General features: G+C 75.2%; 19 protein-coding genes. 13 read left to right on the top strand and 6 right to left on the bottom strand.

The window, feature by feature from the left end; all coding sequences use genetic code 11:
* The first annotated feature begins 1 nt into the window (after nt 1).
* Nucleotides 2-1,615 (top strand): cytochrome bc1 complex cytochrome b subunit, encoded by a 1,614-nt coding sequence (gene qcrB / locus IE332_RS37810; RefSeq protein ID WP_189925747.1) that lies wholly within the window; start codon nt 2-4, stop codon nt 1,613-1,615.
* Between the two features lie 72 nt (nt 1,616-1,687).
* Nucleotides 1,688-2,131: a PPOX class F420-dependent oxidoreductase gene (locus IE332_RS37805; RefSeq protein ID WP_189925745.1), complete on the top strand. Its 444-nt coding sequence runs from the start codon at nt 1,688-1,690 to the stop codon at nt 2,129-2,131.
* Nucleotides 2,132-2,294: 163 nt separating this feature from the next.
* Here the strand turns inward: IE332_RS37805 and IE332_RS37800 are convergent, their stop codons facing one another.
* Together IE332_RS37800 and IE332_RS37795 are read right to left on the bottom strand one after the other, a co-directional pair.
* Nucleotides 2,295-2,495: a hypothetical protein gene (locus IE332_RS37800; RefSeq protein ID WP_189925743.1), complete on the bottom strand. Its 201-nt coding sequence runs from the start codon at nt 2,493-2,495 to the stop codon at nt 2,295-2,297.
* Nucleotides 2,492-2,761: a DUF1876 domain-containing protein gene (locus IE332_RS37795; protein ID WP_189925741.1), complete on the bottom strand. Its 270-nt coding sequence runs from the start codon at nt 2,759-2,761 to the stop codon at nt 2,492-2,494. The genes IE332_RS37800 and IE332_RS37795 overlap by 4 nt, the downstream gene beginning before the upstream one ends.
* Before the next feature lie 212 nt (nt 2,762-2,973).
* Here IE332_RS37795 and IE332_RS37790 point away from each other — a divergent pair, with 212 nt between their 5' ends.
* The 4 genes from IE332_RS37790 to IE332_RS37775 are packed head-to-tail and all read left to right on the top strand — an operon-like array spanning nt 2,974 to nt 5,772.
* Entirely contained in the window at nt 2,974-3,882 is a 909-nt protein-coding gene (locus IE332_RS37790) for a YndJ family protein (RefSeq protein ID WP_189925739.1), read from the top strand.
* Nucleotides 3,879-4,391, top strand: a complete 513-nt coding sequence (locus IE332_RS37785) for a DUF1990 domain-containing protein (protein WP_189925737.1) — start codon at nt 3,879-3,881, stop codon at nt 4,389-4,391. Before IE332_RS37790 ends, IE332_RS37785 begins: the two co-directional genes overlap by 4 nt.
* A gap of 41 nt (nt 4,392-4,432) precedes the next feature.
* Nucleotides 4,433-5,068, top strand: coding sequence for a hypothetical protein (locus tag IE332_RS37780; protein WP_189925735.1), 636 nt, complete (start codon nt 4,433-4,435; stop codon nt 5,066-5,068).
* On the top strand, nt 5,065-5,772 hold the full coding sequence (locus IE332_RS37775; protein ID WP_229929233.1) for a hypothetical protein: 708 nt from the start codon (nt 5,065-5,067) through the stop codon (nt 5,770-5,772). The genes IE332_RS37780 and IE332_RS37775 overlap by 4 nt, the downstream gene beginning before the upstream one ends.
* A 1-nt stretch (nt 5,773) precedes the next feature.
* Here IE332_RS37775 and IE332_RS37770 read toward each other — a convergent pair whose 3' ends face one another.
* The 3 genes from IE332_RS37770 to IE332_RS37760 are packed head-to-tail and all read right to left on the bottom strand — an operon-like array spanning nt 5,774 to nt 7,782.
* Nucleotides 5,774-6,538 (bottom strand): zf-HC2 domain-containing protein, encoded by a 765-nt coding sequence (locus tag IE332_RS37770; protein ID WP_189925732.1) that lies wholly within the window; start codon nt 6,536-6,538, stop codon nt 5,774-5,776.
* Entirely contained in the window at nt 6,535-7,092 is a 558-nt protein-coding gene (locus IE332_RS37765) for a sigma-70 family RNA polymerase sigma factor (protein WP_268256663.1), read from the bottom strand. Before IE332_RS37765 ends, IE332_RS37770 begins: the two co-directional genes overlap by 4 nt.
* A 48-nt stretch (nt 7,093-7,140) precedes the next feature.
* Entirely contained in the window at nt 7,141-7,782 is a 642-nt protein-coding gene (locus IE332_RS37760; RefSeq protein ID WP_189925728.1) for a hypothetical protein, read from the bottom strand.
* 159 nt (nt 7,783-7,941) lie between these two features.
* Between IE332_RS37760 and IE332_RS37755 the strand changes: the two genes are divergently transcribed.
* The 6 genes from IE332_RS37755 to IE332_RS37730 all read left to right on the top strand — a co-directional run bounded on the left by IE332_RS37755 (nt 7,942) and on the right by IE332_RS37730 (nt 13,382).
* Complete coding sequence (locus IE332_RS37755; RefSeq protein WP_189925726.1) at nt 7,942-8,331, top strand: thioredoxin family protein; 390 nt, start codon at nt 7,942-7,944, stop codon at nt 8,329-8,331.
* A 118-nt stretch (nt 8,332-8,449) separates the two neighbouring features.
* Entirely contained in the window at nt 8,450-9,184 is a 735-nt protein-coding gene (locus tag IE332_RS37750; protein ID WP_189925724.1) for an alpha/beta hydrolase, read from the top strand.
* A gap of 154 nt (nt 9,185-9,338) precedes the next feature.
* A complete protein-coding gene (locus IE332_RS37745) occupies nt 9,339-9,794 on the top strand; it encodes an OsmC family protein (protein ID WP_229929232.1) in 456 nt (151 codons plus the stop codon).
* The gene (locus IE332_RS37740) at nt 9,791-11,233 is read left to right on the top strand and encodes a dihydrolipoyl dehydrogenase family protein (RefSeq protein WP_189925722.1); all 1,443 of its coding nucleotides are present in this window, start codon (nt 9,791-9,793) and stop codon (nt 11,231-11,233) included. Before IE332_RS37745 ends, IE332_RS37740 begins: the two co-directional genes overlap by 4 nt.
* A 174-nt stretch (nt 11,234-11,407) precedes the next feature.
* The gene (locus IE332_RS37735) at nt 11,408-12,502 is read left to right on the top strand and encodes a WD40/YVTN/BNR-like repeat-containing protein (protein ID WP_189925719.1); all 1,095 of its coding nucleotides are present in this window, start codon (nt 11,408-11,410) and stop codon (nt 12,500-12,502) included.
* A 124-nt stretch (nt 12,503-12,626) separates the two neighbouring features.
* Nucleotides 12,627-13,382: a GNAT family N-acetyltransferase gene (locus IE332_RS37730; protein ID WP_189925717.1), complete on the top strand. Its 756-nt coding sequence runs from the start codon at nt 12,627-12,629 to the stop codon at nt 13,380-13,382.
* A 25-nt stretch (nt 13,383-13,407) separates the two neighbouring features.
* Here the strand turns inward: IE332_RS37730 and IE332_RS37725 are convergent, their stop codons facing one another.
* Nucleotides 13,408-14,421, bottom strand: coding sequence for a DUF4436 family protein (locus IE332_RS37725; protein WP_189925715.1), 1,014 nt, complete (start codon nt 14,419-14,421; stop codon nt 13,408-13,410).
* 156 nt (nt 14,422-14,577) lie between these two features.
* Here IE332_RS37725 and IE332_RS37720 point away from each other — a divergent pair, with 156 nt between their 5' ends.
* Complete coding sequence (locus IE332_RS37720) at nt 14,578-15,612, top strand: LacI family DNA-binding transcriptional regulator (RefSeq protein ID WP_189925713.1); 1,035 nt, start codon at nt 14,578-14,580, stop codon at nt 15,610-15,612.
* Nucleotides 15,613-15,646 lie beyond the last annotated feature (34 nt).

Raw genomic sequence — 15,646 nt, 5'->3', positions numbered from 1 at the left:
CATGACCCGGAATCAGAGCCCAGGGCGGGGGCAGAAGGCCGCCGACTGGGCGGACGGCCGGCTGGGGATCTACACCCTGGCCAGGACCAACCTGCGCAAGGTCTTCCCGGACCACTGGTCCTTCATGCTGGGCGAGATCTGCCTCTACACCTTCCTGATCATCATCCTGACCGGCGTCTACCTGACCCTGTTCTTCAAGCCCAGCATGGGCGAGGTCGTCTACGACGGCTCCTACGTGCCGCTCAAGGGCATCGGGATGTCGGAGGCCTACGCCTCCACCGTGGACATCAGCTTCGAGGTCCGCGGCGGTCTGCTGATCCGGCAGATCCACCACTGGGCGGCGGTCGTCTTCGTCGCGGCCATGTTCGTGCACATGATGCGGGTGTTCTTCACCGGCGCCTTCCGCAAGCCGCGCGAGATCAACTGGCTCTTCGGCTTCCTGCTGCTCTTCCTCGGCATGCTGGACGGCTTCTTCGGCTACTCACTGCCGGACGACCTGCTGTCGGGCACCGGAATCCGGTTCATCGAGGGCGTGGTGCTGGCGGTGCCGCTGGTCGGCACGTACATCCAGATGTTCCTGTTCGGCGGGGAGTTCCCGGGCCACGACATCGTGCCGCGGTTCTTCACCGTCCACGTGCTGCTGGTCCCGGGCATCATGCTCGGACTCCTGGTGGCGCACCTGATCCTGGTCTTCCACCACAAGCACACCCAGTGGGCGGGCCCGGGCAGGACCGAGAAGAACGTGGTCGGCATGCCGCTGATGCCGGTCTACCTGGCCAAGGCCGGCGGGTTCTTCTTCCTGGTCTTCGGCGTCATCGCGCTGATGTCGGCGGTCGCCACGATCAACCCGATCTGGGCGTACGGCCCGTACCGTCCGGACCAGGTCTCCACCGACGCCCAGCCCGACTGGTACATGGGCTTCGCCGAGGGCCTGATCCGGGTGATGCCCGGCTGGGAGGTCGGCGTCCGGGGCGGCCACACCCTCAACCTCGGGGTGCTGATCCCGTTCCTGCTGTTCCCGGTGATCCTCTTCGCCATCGCCGCCTACCCGTTCGTCGAGAGCTGGGCGACCGACGACCGGCGCGAGCACCACCTGCTCGACCGGCCGCGCAACGCGCCCGTCCGCACCGCGTTCGGCGCCGCCTGGATCAGCCTCTACCTGGTGATGCTCGTGGGCGGCGGCAACGACCTGATCGCCACCCACTTCCACCTGTCGCTGAACACCATCACCTACGCCGTCCGGGCCGGGTTCTTCGTCGTCCCGGTGACCGTCTTCGTGATCACCAAGCGGTGGTGCCTCGGCCTGCAGCGCCGGGACCGCGACAAGGTGCTGCACGGCCGCGAGACGGGCGTCGTCAAGCGCCTGCCGCACGGCGAGTTCACCGAGGTGCACGCCGGGCTCACGCCCGCCGAGCTCCACCGGCTCACCGCACACGAGCAGCCCCGCCCCCTCGAACTGCCCGCCCCGGTGGACGAGAATGGAGTGGCCCGTCCGGCGGGGGCGCTCACCCGCACCCGGGCGCGGCTGTCCCGCGGGCTCCACGGCGAGGGCAGCCGGATCCCCAAGCCGACGGCCGAGGAGTACCGCGAGATCACCGACGGCCCCGGGCACTGACCCGCCGCCGACGCCGACGCCCCGACACGCCCGCCGCCGACGCCCCTGCCCCGACGCCAGAGGGAGGACATCGTGCACCACCGAACCGCCCCCCAGCTCGCCGACAGCAGATACCTCCTGCTCACCACCTTCGACGAGGACGGCACCCGGATCGAGTCCCAGCTCTGGGTGGTGCAGGACGGCACGGCGCTCGGCGTCTGGGCCCCCGCCCACTCGGGCGAGGCCGAACGGATCCGCCGCCGCCCCCGGGTGCTGATCGGCCCCTGCGACGCCCACGGTCGCCCGACCGGGCGCCCCGTCCCGGCCCGCGCCCGGCTCTGCGACGCGGACGCCACCGCGCGCTACCGCACCTCGCTGATCAACAAGTACGGCCTGACGGCGCTGGTCGCGCTCGCCCGCAGCCGGTTCCGGGTCGGACTGGCCGGGACGGTCGGGATCCGGATCACCCCGAACGAGCTGGAGCGGCGGCTGGTCGGGCCGGAGTGGCAGCTGCCAGGCAGCTACTGCGTCAACTGACGGCGGCGGCGGGGCGGCCGAGCCCGTACGTTCGCCGGGCCCGGGGGACGGGGGCCCGGCGAGCGTGCGGGCTCGGCGCTCGGCGCCTCCCGGTGCGCGGCGTCTCAGGCGTGCGGCGCTCGGCGCTCCCGGCGCTCGACGTTCCCGGCCCGGCTCCCTCGTCTCAGCCCTCGTCGTCCGGCGCCTGCGCCAGGTCCCCGGGCTCGCAGGCCTCCCGGCCGGTCCCGACGTGGACGACCTTGACCACCCGCCCCGGGCCACCGGGCACCACCTGCTGCTCGTGGCCGCAGCGCGGGCAGATCAGCGGGATCCGCGGGCGGGCCGGCTCCGATCCGGTGCCGCCGCCCGCGCGCGGGGCGGTCACGACAGCGGGTGGGTCGGGACCGGGCTGACCTCCTGGATCTCACCGTGGGCCTTGGTGAGCAGCTGGGAGGCGAGGTCGTTGAGCGCGCGGGCGCCCGCGACCTCTTCGCCGACCCGCAGCTGGTCCGGATCGGAGGGGTGGCGGCTGCTGTACCCGTGGGCACGCAGTTCCGTCCCGTCGCCGAGCCGGAGCAGGGCGGCGGCGCTGGTGCGCGGACCGTCCTCACGGAACTCCATCTCGATGTGCCAACCGACCAGAGTCTGCATGGCGGATCACCTCCATCGGTTACTCCTCCAGAGTGCGCCGCACCCAGCGTGAACACCAGGCCAGCCGGAACGGGGCCAGGTCAGGGCCGGGTCAGCGGCGGCCCCGGGCCTGGCCGGCGGCCGACCCCGAGCCAAGTTGAACGCGTTCAAGTCCGCGGCGTAGAGTCGGCGGCGAAGCTCATTTGAACGCGTTCAAGGAGGGTCTGTCCACCATGGGAAAGGGCACCACCGAACTGGTGGACCTGCTGGTCCTGCTCGGCATGGGCGCCGTCGTCCCGCTCGGCCTCGCCCTGGTCGACGAACCCGGGCTGGCCCGGATCCGCCGGCTCTGGCCGCTCGCCGCCGTACCCGGAGCGCTCTCGCTCTGGCTGCCGCGCGGCGGCCTCGCCACCGGCCCCGCCGTCGTCTACGCGCTGGGCACCCTGGTCATCGCCCTGCACGCGCCGCTGCGCCTGGCCCGCACCCGCTCGGTGGCACCCGCCGAGATCGCGGTGCTCACCGCGCTCGCCGCGCCCTCGGTGGCCGGGGTCGCACTGGTCGCCGAACGCTCCGGCTACCCGTTGTTCGGCTTCGAACCACACATCCTGGCACTGACCGTCCCGCACTTCCACTTCGCGGGTTTCACCGCGGCCCTGGTCGCCGGACTGGTCTGCCGCGCCGCCGCACCCGGCCCGGCCGCGACCGCGGCCCGCTGCGCGGCGCTCAGCGTCCCGGCCGGCACCCTGCTGGTGCTCGCCGGGTACTTCCTCGGCAACTGGTGGCAGTTCGCCGGCGCCCTGGTGCTGACCACCGGGATGTGGCTGGTGGGCCTGGTCACCTGGCGCGAGCTGCGCCCCCGCGGCGACGCCGTCACCGCCCGGCTGCTCGCCCTCTCCTCGGCCGTCCTCGCGCTCACCATGGTGCTCGCCCTCTGGTGGGCGCTCGGCCGGGCCGCCGGGCTCCCCCACCCCACCCTGGGCTGGATGGCCGCCACCCACGGCGTCGGCAACGCGCTCGGCTTCGCCCTCTGCGCCCTGCTCGCCTGGCGCCGGCTCACCGCCGACCGTCCCGCCCCCGACCGAACCCATGGCCGCCTCATCACCCCCGACCGTCCTACCCCCGCCCCGGAGGCCCGGCGATGAACGACTTCAGCTACCCCGAGACGGGCGCCAGCCGCACCGGCGACCTGCCGCCCGGCTACCACCACCTGCGTCACCAGGCGCTGATCGGCCGCGGCCGGCCCGCCCTGGAGGTCGCCGGCGCCGCCCTGCTCGGCTGGCGGATGCACCGTCTGGCGGGCGTCCGGATCGACGCCGGGGCGGAGCGGGCCGCCCCGGGCGTCGCCGTCCGCTGCGCGATCGGGGTCGGCCCGCTGCGGGCCGGCGCCCCCAACCGGGTGCTCCACACCGTCGAGGGCCCGGACCGCTACGGCTTCACCTACGGCACCCGGCACGGCCACCTGGCGCGCGGCGAGGAGACCTTCCTGGTCGAGCTGGGCCCGGACGGCGGCGTCCGGTTCACCGTCACCGCCTTCAGCCGCCCGGTCGTCTGGTGGGCCCGGCTGGCCGGCCCGCTGCTCCCGCTCGCCCAGCGCGCCTTCGCCCGGCACTGCGGGCGGGTGCTGGCCCGGATCGCGGCGGACGCGGCGTAATCGCTTGGCGGGGCGGGCGGGACGTCCGGCATGATCCCCCGATGATGTCGATGCAGCCCGTCCTGGAGATCTTCGCCCCCGAGGGCTTCACGTTCTGGCCGACGGGCGACCACAAGCCGTTCGACCACCTCGTGCTGAACGGGTCGCTGACGCCGGCCGAGGTCGGCACCGCGGTGTGGCGGCTGGCCGACGTCAACGACGTCGAGCTCGACCCCGAGGCGGACGCCGAGCGCGGCCCCCGCCCGGAGGACCCGCTGGACGGCTTCCTGCACGGGCTGCTCACCGACCCCGACCCGTACGCGCCCGGCGGCCTGCGGGTGACCGACTCCGCCACCGGCACCGTCTTCGTCCCGGGCTGCTGCACCGGCCTGGAGGAGTGGCGCGGCTGGCTGGGCGTGACCGACGGCGGCGGCGCGGCCTGGTTCGGCCACGACCCGGACGCCCGGGTCGAATGGGTCGGCCGGACCGTCAAGCTGACCCAGGACGCCGACGACGCCGACAGCCCGGTGATCGAGCTGCCGCCGGAGGAACTGCGCCGCCTGCTCGCCGGAGCCGAGCGCGACCTGCGCGGTTTCCTGGCCCTCGCCGCGGCCTGGGCCGAGCGGCAGTTGCCCGGCCACGCCGCCGCCCTCACCGCCGCACTCGCCCGCGCCCTCGATCTGGAACCCCCGGCATGACCAGCTTCCACACCCACCGGGCCCGGGTGCACGACCCTTCGCTCCCGGCCCACCGGCGGCACAGCGCGCTGCGGACCTGCCTGACCCTCTTCGCCCCGTACGGCCTGCGGGCGACCTACCACCACCTCACCGTCAGCGCCCGGATGCCCCGGCACCTGGAGACGGACCCGGAGGCGCTGGTCCGCGCGGTGGACGAGCTGCACGAGGCGCGGGAGCTGTGGCGGGCCCGGGCCGAGACGTACGCAGCGGACCGCCGGGCGGAGAAGCGGGCCGGACGGCGGCGGCCGTCGGTGACGCCCTGGTGGGACCGGTACCGGTGGGGGTCGCTGGACGCGGCCTGGCACCACGACCCCTTCCTGCACCCGCCGTTGAGCCTGCCCGACTACGTCCGGCGGCAGAACGCGCTGCTGGACGGGGCCGAGCTGCCCGGCTGCCCGGCCTGCGGTGAGGAGGGCCCGCCGGTGTCGCTCCCGGCCTGCGACGACCGGGCCGAGCTCTGCCGCTCCTGCGCGCGGGTGCTGACGCCGTGCCCGTGCGGGCGGTGGCACGTCTTCGAGCCGACGATCCGGGTCGGCTGGAGCCGCACGTGGCGGCGGGAGCACATGTCGGGCACCGGCGGGCCGGACCCGCACTGGCCGGGCCTGCGGGGCACGGCCAGGATCGAGCGGCTGACCGCGTACCTCTACCCGCACGGGCCGTACTGAGTCAGGCCCGGTGCGCGGGGACGGTGACCAGGAGGGCGCCGGTGTCCTGGACGCGCACCTCGAAGTGGTCGATGTCGCCGGGCTGGAGGGCCGCGCCGCCGGTGGTGCGCAGCACGCCCTCGTGGTCCCCGTAGCCGTTCGCCGGGACGGACCAGGTGGTCACCGTCTGCTGTGCCCCGCTGCGCGGTACGGCGATCAGGCTGCAGGTCAACGGGCCCTGGACGCCGCCGAGTTGCAGGCTGATCCGGCTGCCCCAGGTGGTGCCGTCGACGCCGACGGTGGCGTGCGCGCCGGTGGTCGGGTCGGTGGCGCTGAACTGCTCGGCCACGGCGACCACGGCCGGGGGGCCGTCGGCGCTGAGCACCGCCGCGGTGACGGCGGGGCCCGCCACCACCGCCGCGGTCGCGGCCAGGGCCACGGCCAGCCGCCGCACCCGGCCCCGCCGCCGGCGGGTGCCGACCTCGGCGACCAGCCGGTCCAGGAGCCGCGGGTCCGGGCGCGGAGCGGGGCCGGCCGGGTCGAGGCCGGCGGTCGTCGCGGCGTCCGCGTACTCGGCCAGCAGCGATTCCACGAAGCCGAGTTCGGCCACCTGCTCGGCGCACCACGGGCAGCCGGCGAGGTGCTGTTCGAAGGCGGCGTGCTCGGCCGGCTCCAGCAGGCCGAGCACGTAGGCGCCGGCGTCGACGTGCGGCGGGCCGCCGGGCGCCGGGTCCGGGCCGCCGGGCACGGGGGCTCCTCCGGGCACGGGGTCGGGGTGTTCGGTCACGATGTCACTCCCCGTTCCTCCAGCGCGAGCCTGAGCGAGCGCAGTGCGTAGAACACCCGCGACCGTACCGTCCCGGCCGGGACGCCGAGTTCGACGGCCGCCTCGTTGGCCGTGCGGCCCTTCAGATAGGTCTCGACGATGACCTCCCGGTGCGCCGGCGAGAGGTCGCCGAGCGCGTCCGCGACGGTCATCATCCGCAGTGCCCGGTCGAGTTCGTCCTCGGCGGGCAGCACCTCCAGGGCGGACGCGTCCACCTCGCGCGGCCGGGCCAGGGCGCTGCGGTGCCCGTCGATCACGATCCGCCGGGCGACCGTGACCAGCCAGGGCCGCAGCGAGCCCGCCGCCGGGTCGAGCCGGCCGATGTTGCGCCAGGCCCGGACCAGCGTCTCCTGGACGACGTCCTCGGCCCGCTGCCGGTCGCCGGCGACCAGGTGGAGCACGAAGCCGAACAGCGGAGCGGCGTGCTCGTGGTACAGGGCGCGCATCAACTCCTCGTCCGACGCCCCCGCTCCCTGACCGGCCGTGGCGCCGACGGGGTGCTCCTCGATCACCACTTCATCGTTGCGCACCCGGGCCTCCTGGTCGAGGGCGGTCGACACCGGTCAGTACCCCGGGATGCCGGGCATCGGCGTGGGGGTGGTGGGACGGGGGGTGGCGGGAGCGGGGGTCGCGGGGCTCGGCGTGGCCGGGCTCGGGGTGGTGCCCGGGCCGGTACCCGCCTTGCCGCCGCTCGGGGTCACCGCGAACCAGGTGCCACCCACGCCCTGGCCCTTGGTGTCGCCGGGCTTGGTGTCCGGCGAGTAGCGGTAGACCGGCCAGCCGTTGAGGGTGACCTGCTTGGTGCCGTCGGAGCGGGTGACGGTTCCGACCAGCTTGCTGTCGATGCCCTTCACCGTGACGTCGCCGTTGACGTGCTCGGGCGGCCAGATGACGGCGCAGCTGCCGTTGCAGGAGGACTCCGGCGGGTTGCTCCGGTCCTGGTCGAAGCGGTAGAGCGTGAACCCGGCACTGTCGGTGACGATCGTGCCCAGCTTGGGGTCGGTGGCCGTCCGCAGGGTCGCGCCCGCCGGGGCGCTCGGGCTGCTCGGGGTACTCGGGCTGCTCGGGGCACTCGGAGTACTCGGGGTGCTCGGCGAGGCGGAGGTGCCGCCCCCGGACGAGCCGCAGCCGGCGATCAGGGCGGCCACCGCGATGCCCGAGGCGGCCAGCACGGCGGCCCGGCGGGTGCGGGGTTCGGTGCGCATGGGGTTCCTCCCGTGGTCGGAGCGGACCGGACACCCTCCAGTACGGGCGGCGGCGGCCTGCCGCTCAACGCCGGACGCCCCGGAATACGCTGCCGAGCAGCACCGTTGTCGCGGGCACACGATCTGTACCGGAGCCTCCGGAAGGGAAGGAATCGCGAGATGAGCAGCACGGTCGAGCTGACCAAGGAGAACTTCGACGACATCGTCCCCGGCCCGGAGGGCAAGGACTTCGTCTTCATCGACTTCTGGGCCGGCTGGTGCGGTCCCTGCCGCCAGTTCGCCCCGGTGTACGAGAAGGCGGCCGAGCGCCACTCCGACCTGGTCTTCGCCAAGGTCGACACCGAGGCGCAGCAGGAGCTGGCCTCCGCGTTCGGCATCCAGTCGATCCCGACGCTGGCGATCATCCGTGAGGGCGTGCTCGTCTTCTCGCAGGCCGGCGCGCTGCCGGAGGCGGTCTTCGAGGACCTGATCGGCCAGGCCCGCGGCCTGGACATGGCCGAGGTGAAGCGCAAGGTCGCCGAGGAGCAGGCGGCCGACGGCCAGGCCTGAGCCCCACGCGCCCGCGGCACGACGCTCGTGCCGCGGGCGCGTATATCCGGCGACGCGTGCCTGTTCCACTCCTAGAGTCGTGGTGACAGCGGTCCCACCGACGAAGGAGCGATCCGCCATGAGCACGTTCGTACTGGTCCCGGGGTTCTGGCTCGGCGCCTGGGCCTGGGACGAGGTGGCCGCGCCGCTGCGCGCCGCCGGGCACGCCGTCCATCCGGTCACTCTGCCCGGGGTGGCCGAACGGGCGGGCGCGAGCGGCGAGTTCGGCCTGGCGGAGCACATCGACGACCTGGCCGACCTGCTGGTCCGCGAGGACCTGTGGGAGGTCCTCCTGGTCGCCCACAGCGGCGCCTGCGCCCCGGTGGGCGGGCTCGCGGACCGGATGCCGGAGCGGATCCGCCGGGTGGTCTACCTGGACAGCGGCCCGCTGGTCGACGGCGCCAGGCTCTTCGACCTCTGGTCGCCCGACTACCAGCGGACGGCCGAGGCGTCGGTGGTCGACGGCCGGCTCCCGATGCCGTCCTGGGAGTACCTGAACGGCCAGGGCGCCAGTGTGGAGGGGCTGGACGAGGCCACCCTGGCGCGGGTCCGTTCCCTCGCCACCCCGCACCCGGCCGGGGTGTACCGGGACGAACTGCGGCTGACCGGCGCGGGCGCGGCGCTGCCGCACGCCCTGGTGTCCTGTTCCTTCCCGCTCTCCCAGGTCCGCGAGCTGATCGCGGCCGGCCACCCGTACTTCGCGGGGATGGCCGGGGCCAACTGGGAGCTGCGCGAACTGCCCACCGGGCACTGGCCGATGTTCTCCCGCCCGGCCGACACCGCCGCGGTGCTCGGCGAGCTCGCCGCGCTCTGAGCCCGTCGGGGTACCGCCCGCGCACCGGCCCCGGCTGTCCCCTGCGCGCACCGGTGTGGCCTCTGCGCGTCCTGCGCGTGTCCGTCCGTCGCGCGGGCCCGCCCGGCCCGGCAGGATGGGCCCCACGCCGTAGCCGAGCGGAGAGCGGGATCCCGTGACCGAGCAGTCCAGCCGTACCGAACCGCCCGCCGCCGGGCCCGAGTTCCGGCGGGTCACCACCGCGCTGGTCACCGGGAGCGCCGCCGACGCGCCGTACCACGTGGACGTCAAGGCCGGCACCCACCCGCTGACCTCGGACGAGCCGGAGCGGCGCGGCGGTTCGGACAGCGGGCCGGAGCCGTTCGCGCTCCTGCTCGCCTCGCTCGGCTCCTGCACCGCGATCACCCTGCGGATGTACGCCGAACGCAAGAAGTGGCCGCTGGAGGCCGTCCGGGTCAGGCTCGGGTACGAGACGGACGGCAGCCGCGGCCGGATCTCCCGCCGGGTCGGCCTGACCGGCGACCTGGACGGGGACCAGCGCACCCGACTGCTCGCCATCTGCGAGCGCACACCCGTCACCCTCGCGCTGCGGGCCGGGGTGGCCATCGAGACGACGGAGGACCGGGCATGACCAGCACCGCCGAGGAGTACGACGTCATCGTCCTGGGGGCCGGCCCGACCGGCGAGAACGTGGCGGACCGGACGGTCGCCGCGGGCCTGCGCACGGTGATCGTGGAGGCCGAACTGGTCGGCGGCGAGTGCTCCTACTGGGCCTGCATGCCGAGCAAGGCGCTGCTGCGCCCGGTGGCCGCGCTGGCCGACGCCCGCGCGGTGGCCGGCTCCCGGGAGGCGGTCGGCGACGGCCGGCTGGACCCGGCCGCGGTGCTGGCCCGACGGGACTCCTTCGCCTCGCACTGGAGCGACGACGGCCAGGTGCGCTGGCTGCGGGACACCGGGATCGAGCTGGTCCGCGGTCACGGCCGGCTGGCCGGCGAGCGGACGGTGACGGTGGAGGCCGAGGACGGCACCGAGCGGGTGCTCACCGCCCGGCACGCCGTCGCGGTGTGCACCGGCAGCCGCCCGGTGCTGCCCGGGCACGTCCCCGGGCTGGCCGACGCCCACCCGTGGACCAACCGGGAGGCGACCGGCTCGCCGGCCGTCCCCGGGCGGCTGGCGGTGGTCGGCGGCGGCGTGGTCGGGGTGGAGATGGCCACCGCGTGGCGGGCGCTCGGCTCCGAGGTGGTGCTGCTGGTGCGCGGCGGGGCGCTGCTGCCGCGGATGGAGCCGTTCGCGGGCGAGCTGGTCGCCGAGGGGCTGCGGGAGGCCGGGGTGGACGTCCGCTTCGGCACCGAGGTCGGCTCGCTGGAGCGGGCGGACGGTTCCGGGCCGGTGACGCTCACCCTGGGGGACGGCTCGGTGCTGACCGTCGACGAGGTGCTGTACGCGACCGGCCGGGCCCCGCGCACCGCCGACATCGGGCTGGAGCAGGTCGGGCTGAAGCCTGGCGACTGGCTGGAGGTGGACGACAGCTGCACGGTGCTCGGCGTGGACGGCGGGTGGCTGTACGCCGCCGGGGACGTCAACCACCGGGCCCTGCTCACCCACCAGGGCAAGTACCAGGCCCGGATCACGGGCGCCGCGATCGCCGCCCGCGCCCAGGGGCGCCCGCTGGACACCGCGCGCTGGGGCGCGCACGCCGCGTCCGCGGACCTGGCGGGCGCGCCGCAGGTCGTCTTCACGCAACCGGAAGTCGCCGCCGTCGGCCTGACCCTGGCCGCCGCCGAGGAGGCCGGGCTGCGGGTCAAGGCCGTCGACCACGACCTCGGCGCCGTCGCCGGGGCCTCGCTGTACGGCGACGACTACCGCGGCCGGGCCCGGGTGGTCTTCGACCTGGACCGCGAGGTGCTGGTCGGCGCCTGTCTGGTCGGCCCCGGGGTCGCCGAACTGCTGCACTCGGCGACCGTCGCGGTGGTCGGCGAGGTGCCGATCGACCGGCTCTGGCACGCGGTGCCCGCGTACCCGACGATGAGCGAGGTCTGGCTGCGGCTGCTGGAGGGCTGCCGGGGGTAGCGCGGTGGGCCGGGGGCGCTGCGGGCCGGTGGGCCGGGGGCGGCACCCCCGGCCCGCGCGCACGGCCTCCCGGGTGAACGGCGCGGCGAGATGTGACCACTGGTGGACGGCGGGACACTGGCAGTCGGGGGCCGTCCCCGGGGGACCGTGCTCGTGACCAGGGTGGTGTGAGGCATGACCGAGGTGCTGTTGGCCGTCGGAACCGAGAAGGGCCTCTTTCTCGGCCGCAGCCGCGACCGGCTGACGTGGGATTTCAGCGGGCCGCACTTCCCGATGAACGCGATCTACTCCGTCTCCGTGGACCGCCGCGACGGCCGCACCAGGGTGCTGGTCGGCGCCGACAGCAGCCACTGGGGGCCCTCGGTCTGGCGCTCCGACGACCTCGGCACCACCTGGTACGAGCCGCCGCAGCCGGCCATCCGCTTCCCCGAGTCCACCGGCGCCTCGCTCACCCGGGTCTGGCAGCTGCAGCCCGCCGGGGCGGAGGCCCCCGGCGTCGTCTACGCGGGCACCGAACCGGCCGCGCTGTTCCGCTCCACCGACGGCGGCGAGACCTTCGCCCTGGTCGAACCGCTCTGGGAGCACCCGCAGCGGCCGCAGTGGGGCGCCGGCTACGGCGGCCAGGGCCTGCACACCATCCTCACCGACCCGCGCGACCCGCAGCGGCTGCTGGTCGCCGTCTCCAGCGGCGGCGTCTACCGCAGCAAGGACGGCGGCGACAGCTGGGAGCCCTCCAACACCGGGCTGCGCGCCGAGTTCCTCCCGGAGGAGAGCCAGTACCCCGAGTTCGGCCAGTGCGTGCACAAGATCGCCCCGGACCCGGTCCACCCCGACCGGCTCTACCTGCAGAACCACGGCGGCGTCTACCGCAGCGACGACTGGGGCGGCAGCTGGCGCTCGATCGTCGACGGGCTGCCCGCCGAGTTCGGCTTCGCCGTCGCCGCCCACCCCCGCCGGGGCGACACCGCCTACCTCTTCCCGCTCGGCGGCTCCGACGACCGCATCCCGCCCGGCCGCCGCTGCCGGGTCTTCCGCACCGCCGACGGCGGGACCAGCTGGCAGCAGCTCGCCGACGGCCTGCCCGGCGAGGACCACTACGGCATCGTGCTGCGCGACGCCCTGCGCACCGACGACGCCGACCCGGCCGGGATCTACTTCGGCAACCGCACCGGCGACGTCTACGGCAGCCGGGACGAGGGCGAGAGCTGGTCACTGCTGAAGTCCCACCTGCCGGACGTGCTGTGCGTCCGCGCGGCGGTGGTGCCCTGAGCCGCCCCGGGTCCCGCGGGAGCGGCCCCTCCGCCGGAAAACCGGTTGCCCGGGGGCCGGGTTCTGGTGAGCATGGGCCGCCGACGAACGAATCCCGTGCGAACACGTGAAGAGGGGTGGGGCCATGGCCGAGGCCGACCGGGTGGTCAGGTACGACGGCGACGGCACCGCGGTGCTGCGCTACCTGCCGGGCGAGCGGGACGGCCGCCCCTGGGCCGACCTGCTGGAGGTGCTGGACGACTCGGTGGACGCGGCCGCGTACATCCGGGCCGAGCTGCCCGGGTGGGCGGTCTCCGGCAGCCCCGAACTCGGGCAGCGGCTGGTGGCCGGCGGCGCGACGGTGCTGCGGCACGCCCACACCTTCCGGCGGGACCTGCGGGCCGACCCGCCGCCCGCCGACTGGGCCGGGGCGCCGCTGCGCGAGGGCCTGCGGGCGGTGCCCTGCGACCGGGCGCCGGAGGAGCTGTTCGAGGCCTGGCGGGCCGCCTTCGGGCCCGGGCACGTCGACCACTTCCCGGGCGACGACGCGGGGGCGCTCTCCGAGCGGCTCGGCCCGCTGCTCGCCGGGAAGATCATCGGCCCGGTCCTGCCGTCCAGCCTGCTCGCCGTGGACGCCGAGGACCGGGTGGTCGCCGGGGTGGTCCTGACCGACCGCGACGGCCGGCCCTGGGTCGCCGAGGTCTTCCGCCACCCCCGGCGCGGCTACCGCGGCCTCGGCGCCGACCTGCTGCGCGGGACGGTCGCGGACGCCGCCGTACGCGGGCTCGCCCACGTGCACCTGGTGGTCAGCGAGGGCAACCCGGCCCGCCGCCTGTACGAGTCGCTGGGCTTCCTGCCGCAGGAGACCTCGCTGACGGTGCTCGTACCCGACGCCGCCTGAGCCGAGGGCGCTACGGGCCGGGGCGCTACGGGCCGGGCGGGTGGCCGCCCTCGATCCGGGCGCCGTTCACCACCACCATGGTCAGGCCGACCGCGACCAGCAGCTCCGCCCAGAAGAACGCCGCGTAGTCCAGCAGCGAACCGATCGGCGGGCTGCCGGGCGCGGCGTTGCGCATGCCGACCAGGGCGAACAGGGTGGCCGCCATCCAGCCGAGGGCGGGCCAGACGATCCCGCGCCGCTGCCGGACGATCAGCCAGGCCGCCACCAGGACGGACAGCGCCAGCGCCCACATCGCCGCCATCATGAACCAGGCCAGGATGAAGGTGCTGCGCGAGCGGCTGATCCGCTCGGTGACCGCGACGGCACCGCCCTCGCTCACCTTGGCGCTCTGCTTGAAGGCGAAGAACGGGTCGGCCTCCTGGAGCCCGATCACCACCGGCACGGGCTGCCCGCCGACGCCGGCCTGGAAGCCGATCAGCGCGTGGTAGCGGTCGAACGGGTAGTCCGTGACCCGCCCGTCGAGCAGGTTGAACGTCACCGTGCTGGAGGCGATCTGCTGCCCGGCCGGGTACTTCAGCGAGGTCTGCTCCAGCGAGGTGGTCTCCAGCACGATGTCCCGGGCCGGCACCAGCGTGTCGTCGGCCGCCTCCAGCGCGCCGTGCGGCAGGACCAGGACCTTCGCGGTGAGCGTCTGCGCGGCCGCGTCCACCCGCTGGAGCGTCACGTCCACCTCCAGGAAGTCCGGTCCGGGCACGGTGCCGATGACCTGGGGGTGGCTGCGGCTGGAGCGTTCGTCGAGGTAGAGCAGCAGCCCGGCGACGACGGACAGCACGATCGCCACCAGCACGCCGTACGCGCGCCAGGGCCGGACCTTCGGCCTGGCCGCGCCCGCGGTACGGGCCCGGGCGGGGATGCGGACCCGCGGCCGGGTGGCGCGGCGCGGTGACCGGACGGCCCGGGGGTGCGGCTCCCGACCGTACGACTCTCGGCGGTGCGGCTCCCGGGGGTGCGGCTCCCGGCGCTGTGGCGGCGTGCTCATCGACCCGCTCCCACGGTCGGCGGCGGCCCCGAACGCCGCCCGTCCCGCAAGCGTCGGCAGGGTGCCACCCGCCCCGCAAGCCGGGGCGCCCGATCGGGGCCGGCCCGGCGGCTCGGGAAAGTCGCTGGTCGGAGGCGGTGTGTAGGCTCAACGGTCATGGCAAGGGTGACGCGGGACGATGTGGCGCGGGCGGCGGGGACGTCCACGGCGGTCGTGAGTTATGTGATCAACGACGGGCCGCGGCCGGTGGCGGCGGCGACCCGGGCGCGGGTGCTCGCGGCGGTCGAGGAGCTCGGCTACCGGCCCAACCGGGTCGCCCAGGCCATGGCACGGCGCCGGACCGACCTGCTCGGGATGGTCGTCCCGGACGCCCGGCAGCCGTTCTTCGCCGGGCTGGCGCACGCCGTCGAGCAGGCCGCCACCGAACACGGCAGGCTGCTGCTGATCGGCAACTCCGACTACGCCGACGAGCGCGAGGCCCACTACATCCGCGCCTTCCTCGGCATGCAGGTGGACGGCCTGATCCTGGTCACCCAGGACCCGGCCACCCCCGGGCTGACCGGCTTCGACGTGGCCGACGGCACCCCCGTCGTCCTGCTGCACCACCGTACGGAGAGCCCCGACGGCGTGGCCGTGGTCGCGGACGACGAGGGCGGCGCCCGCGAGGTGGTCCACCACCTGCTCGGGCACGGGCACCCCGAGGTGCACTGCTTCGGCGGCACCCTGGCGCTCAGCCCGCACGACCCGGTCACCGCGCGGACGGCCGGCTGGGCGGCCGCGCTGGAGGAGGCCGGGCTGGACACCGAGGGGCGGCTCACCCCGGCCCCGTTCGACCGCGTCCGGGCGCACGCCGAGGCGCACGCCCTGCTGGCCCGCCCCGACCGGCCGTCCGCCGTGTTCTGCGCGACCGACGACCAGGCGATCGGCCTGCTCCGGGCCGCCGACGACCTGGGGATCCGGGTGCCGGAGGACCTCGCGGTGGCGGGCTTCGACGACATCGCCGAGGCGGTGATCGCCGGGCCCGCGCTGACCACCGTCACCACCGCGCAGGACGAGATGGCCCGCGCGGCGCTGGAGCTCGTCCTCGGCGGGGCGGAGTTCCGCGCCGCCGGCGCCCGGACCTTCCCGGCCCGGCTGGTGGTGCGGCGCTCCTGCGGCTGCCCGGCCCCGGAACGGCCGGGCCGGGGCTGACGGTTCCGGGGGCTGCCGGTTGACGGCTGGCGCT

This window comes from Kitasatospora xanthocidica (genome assembly GCF_014656195.1).
In the GTDB taxonomy this organism is placed as follows: Bacteria; Actinomycetota; Actinomycetes; order Streptomycetales; family Streptomycetaceae; genus Kitasatospora; species Kitasatospora xanthocidica.
The sequence above is the reverse complement of the archived record's forward strand: the minus strand, read 5'-3'. Positions and strand labels throughout refer to the sequence as shown.

Coding starts and splice junctions, on each gene's coding strand:
- qcrB (WP_189925747.1), top strand. CDS start 2: ATGACCCGGAATCAGAGCCCAGGGCGGGGGCAGAAGGCCGCCGACTGG.
- IE332_RS37795 (WP_189925741.1), bottom strand. CDS start 2,761: ATGCAGACTCTGGTCGGTTGGCACATCGAGATGGAGTTCCGTGAGGAC.
- IE332_RS37790 (WP_189925739.1), top strand. CDS start 2,974: ATGGGAAAGGGCACCACCGAACTGGTGGACCTGCTGGTCCTGCTCGGC.
- IE332_RS37785 (WP_189925737.1), top strand. CDS start 3,879: ATGAACGACTTCAGCTACCCCGAGACGGGCGCCAGCCGCACCGGCGAC.
- IE332_RS37780 (WP_189925735.1), top strand. CDS start 4,433: ATGATGTCGATGCAGCCCGTCCTGGAGATCTTCGCCCCCGAGGGCTTC.
- IE332_RS37775 (WP_229929233.1), top strand. CDS start 5,065: ATGACCAGCTTCCACACCCACCGGGCCCGGGTGCACGACCCTTCGCTC.
- IE332_RS37760 (WP_189925728.1), bottom strand. CDS start 7,782: ATGCGCACCGAACCCCGCACCCGCCGGGCCGCCGTGCTGGCCGCCTCG.
- IE332_RS37755 (WP_189925726.1), top strand. CDS start 7,942: ATGAGCAGCACGGTCGAGCTGACCAAGGAGAACTTCGACGACATCGTC.
- IE332_RS37750 (WP_189925724.1), top strand. CDS start 8,450: ATGAGCACGTTCGTACTGGTCCCGGGGTTCTGGCTCGGCGCCTGGGCC.
- IE332_RS37740 (WP_189925722.1), top strand. CDS start 9,791: ATGACCAGCACCGCCGAGGAGTACGACGTCATCGTCCTGGGGGCCGGC.
- IE332_RS37735 (WP_189925719.1), top strand. CDS start 11,408: ATGACCGAGGTGCTGTTGGCCGTCGGAACCGAGAAGGGCCTCTTTCTC.
- IE332_RS37730 (WP_189925717.1), top strand. CDS start 12,627: ATGGCCGAGGCCGACCGGGTGGTCAGGTACGACGGCGACGGCACCGCG.
- IE332_RS37725 (WP_189925715.1), bottom strand. CDS start 14,421: ATGAGCACGCCGCCACAGCGCCGGGAGCCGCACCCCCGGGAGCCGCAC.
- IE332_RS37720 (WP_189925713.1), top strand. CDS start 14,578: ATGGCAAGGGTGACGCGGGACGATGTGGCGCGGGCGGCGGGGACGTCC.